This window comes from Microvirga massiliensis (assembly GCF_001006805.1).
GTDB classification, from domain to species: domain Bacteria; phylum Pseudomonadota; class Alphaproteobacteria; order Rhizobiales; family Beijerinckiaceae; genus Microvirga; species Microvirga massiliensis.
Window position 1 is genome coordinate 69,171 of record NZ_LN811359.1, and the last position, 7,570, is coordinate 76,740.

Genomic DNA, 7,570 nt, shown 5'->3' on the forward strand with positions numbered 1-7,570 from the left:
TAACCGAAGGCCAAACCGGTTGTCCCCGTCGCCAAGACAGTGTTTGAGAAACGCCCCGGCGAGCATCCGCGAGATCGGACCGGGCTGAATCGGAGAGGCTGCCATGACCAGCTTGACAGTGAACGGGACCGTGCGCGAGGTCGATGTCGATCCGGATACGCCGCTCCTCTGGGTCATACGCGAGCAGCTCGGTTTGACGGGCACAAAATATGGGTGTGGCATCGCGCAGTGCGGCGCTTGCACGGTCCATATCGACGGCGTGGCGACGCGCTCATGCAGCCTGCCAGTCGGCTCGCTCCAGCCCGATCAGAAGATCGTCACGATCGAGGGGCTTTCGCCCAACGCTTCGCATCCGGTGCAAAAGGCCTGGCTCGACCTCGACGTGCCCCAGTGCGGCTACTGCCAGACCGGCCAGATTATGGCCGCGGCCGCACTCCTCCAGGCGAACCCGAACCCGAGCGACGACGAGATCGCGGGCGAGATCACCAACATCTGCCGGTGCGGCACCTACAATCGCATCAAGGCCGCCATCCAACGCGCGGCTGAGACCAACCGCGGCTGAGAGTGAGGAGAGATGTCATGACGATCGAACACAGCCTCTCGCGCCGTCAATTTCTCGTAAGCTCCGCTGCGGTCGGTGGGCTCGCTTTGGGGTTCACCCTGCCCCTCGGCGCGCAACCCGCGGCCCAAACGGAATCCGAGGTGAATGCCTGGGTGGTGATCAAGCCTGATGAAACGGTGGTGGTCCGGATCGGCCGCGTCGAGATGGGCCAGGGCACGCTCACCGGCCTGGCGCAGCTCGTGGCCGAGGAGCTGGATTGCGACTGGGACAAAGTCACCACCGAATATCCGACGCCCGGTCAGAATCTGGCGCGCAGTCGGGTCTGGGGCAACTTTCAAACGGCCGGCAGCCGTGGCATCCGCGACTCCCATGACTACATGCGAAAGGGTGGCGCGACGGCGCGGCACATGCTGATCCAGGCGGCTGCGAATGGGTGGCAGGTTCCGGCCACCGAGTGCACCGTCTCCAAGGGCGTGATCACGCATGCGCCCTCCGGGCGGACCACGACCTATGGCAAGGTGGCCGATGCCGCCGCGAAGCTCGAAGCTCCGAAAGACGTTCAGCTCAAGGATACCAAGGACTGGATGATCGCCGGCAAGCCGGTGAAGCGGCTCGACACCGCCCCGAAGATCAACGGATCGCAGATCTACAGCATAGACTTCACCCGGCCGGGCATGCTCAACGCGGCCATCAGGGCCTGCCCAGTCTTCGGTGGCAAGCTAAAGGGCTTCCAAGCCACCGCGGTCGAGCGGATGCCTGGGGTCAAGAAGGTGGTGCAGGTCGGCGACAACGCCGTCGCGGTGGTCGCTGACACTTGGTGGCGCGCCAAGACGGCGCTCGATGCGCTTCCGGTCGAGTGGGACCCAGGCCCCAACGCGGCGCTCTCAAGCGAGACCATTACGGCGATGCTGAACGAGGGTCTCGACGCCCAGCAGACGTTCATCGGCAACCAGGCAGGCGACGTGAAGGCGGCGATCGCCGGCGCCGCCAAGAAGGTCGAAGCGGTTTACGGCTATCCCTACCAGCACCACGCGACGATGGAGCCCATGAACGCAACGGCGCTCTGGACGAGCGATCGCTGCGAGGTTTGGACCGCAACCCAGAACGGGGAGGCGGCGCTCGCCACGGCCGCGAGCGCCGCCGATCTGCCGGTCGGCAAATGCGATGTTTACCGCCTCCATCTCGGCGGCGGCTTCGGCCGGCGGGCCACCAGCCACGACTTCGTCCGGCAAGCGGTCCTGATCGCCAAGCAGATGCCGGGCACGCCCGTGAAGCTGATCTGGTCACGCGAGGAGGACATGCTCCACGGGTGGTATCATCCGGTGACGCAATGCAAGCTGACCGGCGCACTCGACGATCAGGGCAATCTGACCGGGCTGCACATGCGCATCTCCGGACAATCAATCCTGTCGACCGTGAACCCGCAGGGGCTTCAGAACGGCCGTGATCCGGCTACGTTCCAAGGGCTCAATCCGAGCGGCACCGAGGGCGTGTTCGGCTACTCGATCCCGAACCTTCTCATCGACCACGCCATGCGCAACCCGCCGATCCCACCGGGATTCTGGCGTGGCGTGAACAACAACCAGAACGCGCTCTATCTCGAGTGCTTCATGGACGAGCTCGCCCATGCGGCCGGCCAGGATCCCCTGGCATTCCGGCGCAAGCTGCTCGTGCAACATCCGAAGCACCTGGCCGTGCTCAATGCGGTTGCCGAAAGGGCCGGATGGGGGAGCCCCGCCCCACAAGGCGTCTACCGGGGACTCGCGCAGCACATGGGCTACGGCAGCTATGTCGCCGCATGCGCCGAAGTCTCGGTCGCCAACGACGGCAAGCTGAAGATTCATCGCATTGTCGCCGCGACTGACTGCGGCCACGCCGTTAACCCGCAGCAGATCGCGGCGCAGGTCGAAGGGTCGTTCGTCTATGGCTTGACCGCCATGCTGTACGGCGAAATCACCATCAAGGACGGCAAGGTCGAGCAGGAGAACTTCGACACCTATCCGATGATGCGCATGGACGAGATGCCCGAGGTCGAAACGATCGTGATGCCGTCCGGCGACTTCTGGGGCGGCGTCGGCGAGCCGACCATCTTCGTGGCGGCGCCCGCTGTGCTCAACGCGATCTTCGCCGCGACCGGCAAACGCATCCGCTCTGTCCCGCTGAGCAAGGCGGATCTCCGGAAAGCGTGATGGCCGCGGAAGGTCTCGTGCGCCAGATCGCGGTTCTCGTGCTGCTCTGGGCGGCCCCGGCAGCCGCCCAGAGGGCCGACGGGGCCGGCCCGTTTCAGGCGGCGCCTCCGGGCGCGACGGCCTGTTCGGGCTGCCACGGCGAAAACACTACGACCGACATTCCCGCCCTACTGGGACGATCGCCGGACGAAATCGCGGCGGCGATGCAGGCGTTCCGCAACGGCGAGCGCCCGGCCACGGTGATGGACCGCATCGCCAAGGGCTTTACCGACGAGGAGAGCCGCGCCATCGCGGCCTGGGTCAGCCAGCCGCATTGAGGCCGGTCCGAGTTCGCTGGGCGGACGAAGAGGCGGACCATGAGAGCATCACCGAGCCGAAGGGGATTTCTGAGCGGCGCGCTCGCGACGGTCGTAGCGCGGCCGGCCCTGGCACAGACATCTCCCAGGGTGGTCGTGATCGGCGGGGGCTTTGCCGGCGCGACCTGCGCCCGTGCCGTCAGAGATCACGGCGCCGCGGTCACGCTGGTCGAGCCGAGCGCGACCTACACGGCCTGCCCATTCAGCAACGAGGTCATCGCCGGCCTGCGCCCACTAGAGGCGCAGCAGTTCGGTTACGACGCGGTGCGCCGCGATGGCGTCGCGGTGGCGGCGCAAGCTGCGACCAGCGTCGACCCCCAGGCGCGTCAGGTCACGCTCGCGGGCGGCTCGACCCTCGATTACGACCGGCTGGTGCTCGCCCCGGGCATCGACCTGCGTTTCGATGCCCTGCCCGGCTACGACGAGGAGGCGTCAAAGGCCCTGCCGCACGCCTGGAAGGCCGGCGAGCAGACTCTGCTGCTGCGTCGCCAGCTTGAGGCGATGGACGACGGCGGCACGGTGATCATCGTCGCCCCCGCCAACCCGTTCCGCTGCCCGCCCGGCCCCTATGAGCGGGCGAGCCTGATCGCCCACTACCTCAAGACCCGCAAGCCGCGCTCCAAGCTCCTGATCCTCGATGCCAAGGACAATTTCTCCAAGCAGGGCCTGTTTCAGGCTGCCTGGAAGGCGCTCTATCCGGGGATGATCGAGTGGGTGGCCCTGTCCGCGGGCGGCAAGGTCGTGCGCATCGATGCGGCCAGCAAGACTCTTGTGACCGAGTTCGGCGACCACAAGGCCCAGGTCGCCAATGTCATCCCGCCCCAGCGCGCCGGCGGCATCGCACAGGTGGCCGGGGCCGCCGACCGGAGCGGCTGGTGTCCGATCGACCCGGTGACCTTCGAGTCGAAGCTACAGCCGAACGTGCACGTCATCGGCGATGCGTGCATCGCTGGCGGGATGCCGAAGTCGGCCTTTTCGGCCAACGCCCAAGCCAAGGTCTGCGCAACCGCGGTCGCCGCCCTCCTGCGCGGCGCGGTGCCGCCCGCCCCGAAGCTGATCAACACCTGCTACAGTCTGGTTGCGCCGGACTACGGGATCTCCGTCGCGGGCGTCTATCGGCCCGCAAACGGCGTCCTGACCGATGTGGAAGGCGCCGGCGGCGTCAGCCCGGCGAATGCGCCGCCCGATTTCCGCGCGCTTGAGGCCCGGTATGCCGAGGCTTGGTTCCGGACCATCACGGCCGAGGTATTCGGCTAGATGCGGGCCGTCGTAATCTTTGCCCTGGCCTGGACGGTTGCAGGCCCGGCTACCGCGCAAGCGTTGCGCCCCTTCGTCGTGGCGGGCGACGCGATCCCGGAGCCGCTCACCGGCGTCCCCGGCGATTCGGCCCGCGGCCGGGCTATCGTCGTCGACCGCCAGAAGGGCCTGTGCCTGCTTTGCCACTCGGGCCCGTTCCCCGAGGCGCGCTTCCAAGGCGATCTCGCCCCCGACCTCCGGGGGGTAGGCAAGCGCTGGTCCGAGGGCCAATTGAGGTTGAGGATTGTCGACAGCACCCGGCTCAACCCGGACACGATTATGCCGCCCTACTACCGGACCGAGGGGCTGACGCAGGTCGGGCGCCCCTGGCAGGGCAAGCCCGTGCTGACGGCGGAGCAGGTCGAGGACGTGGTGGCGTTCCTGACGACGCTGAAGGAGGAGCCGTGAGAGAGACGGAGACGATGCGCCCAACCCGACGCGGCGTGCTCGCCGCCGGGGCCGGAGCCCTGGCGCTTCTCGTCGTGCGGCCCGCGCGGGCAACGCCCGAGACCATGGCGGCTGCAATCCGAGAGTTCACCGGCTGGTCGGAGGCCCGCAAGGGCCGGGTCGCTCTCGACATCCCGGCGCTGGTCGAGAACGGCAACTCCGTACCACTCAAAGTCTCGGTCGAGAGTCCGATGACGCCGGACGACTTCGTCACGACGATCGCGGTGTTCAATGAGCGTAATCCGCAGCCGAACGTGGCCAATTTCCACCTCACGGCGCGTGCGGGCCGGGCGGAGGTCTCGACCCGCATCCGGCTCGGCGATTCCCAGAAGATCGTCGCCGTCGCCCGGCTCAGTGACGGAAGCTTCTGGTCGGACGAGGCGGAGCTCGTGGTCACGCTGCCCGCCTGCGTCGAGAGTTAGGAGAGCCGGCATGGCGCGCGCCCTCATCAACGTCCCCGCGACGGCCAAGCGCGGCGAGGTCATCGAGATCAAAGTCTTGGTCTCCCATCCGATGGAGACGGGCTATCGCACCGGCCCAGATGGGCAACTGGTGCCCCGCGACATCATTCGGCGCTTCGTCTGCACCTACAACGGCGAGGAGGTTTTCAGCGTCGACCTATTTCCAGCCATCGCTGCCAACCCGTTTTTCGCCTTCACCACGGTGGCAACCGAGAGCGGAACCCTCGCCTTCCGCTGGCTCGACGACCACGGCCAGGGCCAGCTCGAAACGGCGAAGATCACGGTGACATGAGGCGCCGTTCGACCCCGATGTGGTTCGGCGCCGGGCTTCTGGCCTTCGGCGTCGCGGGCGCGGTCGAGATGCCGCCTTCCCCGCGCTCCGGCTTCGAGGACATGAGCCGGGAGACCCAGGCCATGCAGCGGGACGATACGACCAACCCAGGCATGCTGTGGGTCTCCGACGGCGAGGCGCTGTGGACCAAGAAGGCCGGTCTGGGCCGCTCCTGCGCCGATTGCCACGGCGACGCGCGCACGAGCATGAGGGGCGTCGCCGCCCGCTATCCCGCCTACGCGCCCGAGCAGGACCGTCCCGTCGACCTGGAGGGCCGCATCAATCTCTGCCGCGAGACCCGGCAGAACGCCACGCCGTTTCCCCGGGAGAGCCGGGAACTGCTGGCGCTAACGGCCTACGTCGGGTTCCAGTCCCGGGGTCTCCCGATCGCCCCGGACCCCGACCCTCGGCTGGAGCCGTTTCGTGCCCGCGGCGAGGCCCTGTTCCGGCAGCGACAAGGGCAACTGAACTTCTCCTGCGCCCAGTGTCATGACGACAACGCGGGCCGGAGGCTCGGCAGCGCGATTATCCCGCAGGGGCATCCGACCGGCTACCCGCTCTACCGCCTCGAATGGCAGAGCCTTGGCTCGCTACAGCGCCGGTTCCGCAACTGCCTGATCGGCGTGCGGGCCGAGCCCTACGCAAGCGGCTCGCCCGAATCCGTCGATCTGGAGCTTTATCTGATGTCCCGGGCGCAGGGCCTGCCGGTCGAGACGCCCGCAGTGCGTCCGTGACCTTGCTGTGGTCCAAGCACACGACTTCTCGAGGAGCCCTCCGCTTGAGAGGCGTCAGCTCCGTGAGGAGGCGTCCTCCAGGTCGGCGGGAGCAACCCAGGTAAAGCCGAACTGACCGAAGCCACCGGCCGCGGCACCGGTCACTTCGAGAGGTCTCGCCCGACCGTGAGCGAGATGGCTTCACCCTTCTTCAGGCCATAGGCCTCGAGCGCCTCGGCCAGAACCCGCGCGGTCGCTCCGGCCTGTGCGCGATCGGCCTCGATCGGCCTTTTCCAGTTGTCGTTCTCGTTTTCGGGTGGCGCCCATCCAAGCCGTTTGAGGGTGTCGGCGGTCTCGTCCTTTATCATCGGGAAGTTGGACTTGCTGACCGCCTCGGCTCGGAAGCCTTTGGCGTCCTTCACGAGCAGGATGTAATATTTTTCGCTCTCGCTGGAGATCCTCGCGCCGGTCTGGGGCTGAGACGCGACGTATTCCAGCAATTCGGAGAGACATTTCTCGCTGTAGCGCCTGAGCTGCTCCGTGAGCTGTCCGGTGCACGATTGGCTCGCATCTTGCTGGGCACTCGCGCCGCTCAAGCCGGGAGTCGAGATCCCGACCACCAGCATGCTGGTGAAAGCGATCGTTCGGAAATAGACCATTCGCCGTCCCCTGGCCGGAGCCCTAAGGACAAACCAGGGCGGGCATGCCCGGTTCCAAGCCGACGCGAGCAGCTCGGTGGCATGTGAGCCGGCGCGTGCGACGGGGTCGATCGGCGCTTGGTTCTGAATCAGCCAATTCGTCTCTTGCGCTGAGGGCTGTTTCCCGACCTTCCTCCTCGCGTGTGTGGTGCGCGTCCACGGCCACATCCGGATGAGCGATATCAAGCGCAGTGTCCCCGCCGGCCCACGCCAGCACGGCAATGCTCGCGCTCACCCTCGTGTCCGCGCGTTGATGTCGACGCTGCGCACGCCATTTCCGAGCAGGCAGCTATGGCGCTGGGGCGGTTCGCTCGGCGCCGCCCTCCCCGGCGTTAGACCGCCTATACGTTTGCTCATGGCAACCCGCTAGCGCGGCGCATCGACCAGCAGTGCAAGGCCTGCGGGATCTTTGACTGTGACTGCGTCGCGATGCGAGGGAGCCCCAACATCGTGATCTCGGCTTGTCCTTGCAGCCACTCCGACAAGGTGATCGGATCAGGTTCCAGCCGGAGTGCCC

Annotated in this window: 9 protein-coding genes; 8 read left to right on the forward strand and 1 reads right to left on the reverse strand. The window is 67.0% G+C overall.

Going from position 1 to position 7,570, the window contains the following annotated elements; genetic code table 11:
• Positions 1-103: 103 nt before the first annotated feature.
• The 8 genes from BN1233_RS26430 to soxA are packed head-to-tail and all read left to right on the forward strand — an operon-like array spanning position 104 to position 6,376.
• Positions 104-562, forward strand: a complete 459-nt coding sequence (locus BN1233_RS26430) for a (2Fe-2S)-binding protein (RefSeq protein ID WP_046866646.1) — start codon at positions 104-106, stop codon at positions 560-562.
• A 17-nt stretch (positions 563-579) separates the two neighbouring features.
• On the forward strand, positions 580-2,751 hold the full coding sequence (locus tag BN1233_RS26435) for a xanthine dehydrogenase family protein molybdopterin-binding subunit (protein ID WP_046866647.1): 2,172 nt from the start codon (positions 580-582) through the stop codon (positions 2,749-2,751).
• Entirely contained in the window at positions 2,751-3,068 is a 318-nt protein-coding gene (locus tag BN1233_RS26440; RefSeq protein WP_147707563.1) for a c-type cytochrome, read from the forward strand. The genes BN1233_RS26435 and BN1233_RS26440 overlap by 1 nt, the downstream gene beginning before the upstream one ends.
• A 39-nt stretch (positions 3,069-3,107) precedes the next feature.
• A complete protein-coding gene (locus BN1233_RS26445) occupies positions 3,108-4,364 on the forward strand; it encodes an NAD(P)/FAD-dependent oxidoreductase (protein ID WP_046866648.1) in 1,257 nt (418 codons plus the stop codon).
• Complete coding sequence (gene soxX, locus BN1233_RS26450) at positions 4,365-4,811, forward strand: sulfur oxidation c-type cytochrome SoxX (RefSeq protein WP_046866649.1); 447 nt, start codon at positions 4,365-4,367, stop codon at positions 4,809-4,811.
• A 14-nt stretch (positions 4,812-4,825) separates the two neighbouring features.
• Positions 4,826-5,272, forward strand: coding sequence for a SoxY-related AACIE arm protein (locus BN1233_RS26455; RefSeq protein WP_046866904.1), 447 nt, complete (start codon positions 4,826-4,828; stop codon positions 5,270-5,272).
• 10 nt (positions 5,273-5,282) lie between these two features.
• Positions 5,283-5,603 (forward strand): thiosulfate oxidation carrier complex protein SoxZ, encoded by a 321-nt coding sequence (gene soxZ / locus BN1233_RS26460; RefSeq protein WP_046866650.1) that lies wholly within the window; start codon positions 5,283-5,285, stop codon positions 5,601-5,603.
• Between the two features lie 17 nt (positions 5,604-5,620).
• The gene (gene soxA, locus BN1233_RS26465; RefSeq protein ID WP_046866651.1) at positions 5,621-6,376 is read left to right on the forward strand and encodes a sulfur oxidation c-type cytochrome SoxA; all 756 of its coding nucleotides are present in this window, start codon (positions 5,621-5,623) and stop codon (positions 6,374-6,376) included.
• A 140-nt stretch (positions 6,377-6,516) separates the two neighbouring features.
• Here soxA and BN1233_RS26470 read toward each other — a convergent pair whose 3' ends face one another.
• The gene (locus BN1233_RS26470; protein WP_046866652.1) at positions 6,517-7,014 is read right to left on the reverse strand and encodes a TY-Chap domain-containing protein; all 498 of its coding nucleotides are present in this window, start codon (positions 7,012-7,014) and stop codon (positions 6,517-6,519) included.
• Positions 7,015-7,570 lie beyond the last annotated feature (556 nt).

Bases quoted from the DNA above. Each gene is read 5' to 3' on its own strand.
- BN1233_RS26435 (WP_046866647.1), top strand. From the start codon at position 580: ATGACGATCGAACACAGCCTCTCGCGCCGTCAATTTCTCGTAAGCTCC.
- BN1233_RS26445 (WP_046866648.1), top strand. From the start codon at position 3,108: ATGAGAGCATCACCGAGCCGAAGGGGATTTCTGAGCGGCGCGCTCGCG.
- BN1233_RS26430 (WP_046866646.1), top strand. From the start codon at position 104: ATGACCAGCTTGACAGTGAACGGGACCGTGCGCGAGGTCGATGTCGAT.
- soxX (WP_046866649.1), top strand. From the start codon at position 4,365: ATGCGGGCCGTCGTAATCTTTGCCCTGGCCTGGACGGTTGCAGGCCCG.
- BN1233_RS26470 (WP_046866652.1), bottom strand. From the start codon at position 7,014: ATGGTCTATTTCCGAACGATCGCTTTCACCAGCATGCTGGTGGTCGGG.
- soxZ (WP_046866650.1), top strand. From the start codon at position 5,283: ATGGCGCGCGCCCTCATCAACGTCCCCGCGACGGCCAAGCGCGGCGAG.
- BN1233_RS26455 (WP_046866904.1), top strand. From the start codon at position 4,826: ATGCGCCCAACCCGACGCGGCGTGCTCGCCGCCGGGGCCGGAGCCCTG.
- BN1233_RS26440 (WP_147707563.1), top strand. From the start codon at position 2,751: ATGGCCGCGGAAGGTCTCGTGCGCCAGATCGCGGTTCTCGTGCTGCTC.
- soxA (WP_046866651.1), top strand. From the start codon at position 5,621: ATGTGGTTCGGCGCCGGGCTTCTGGCCTTCGGCGTCGCGGGCGCGGTC.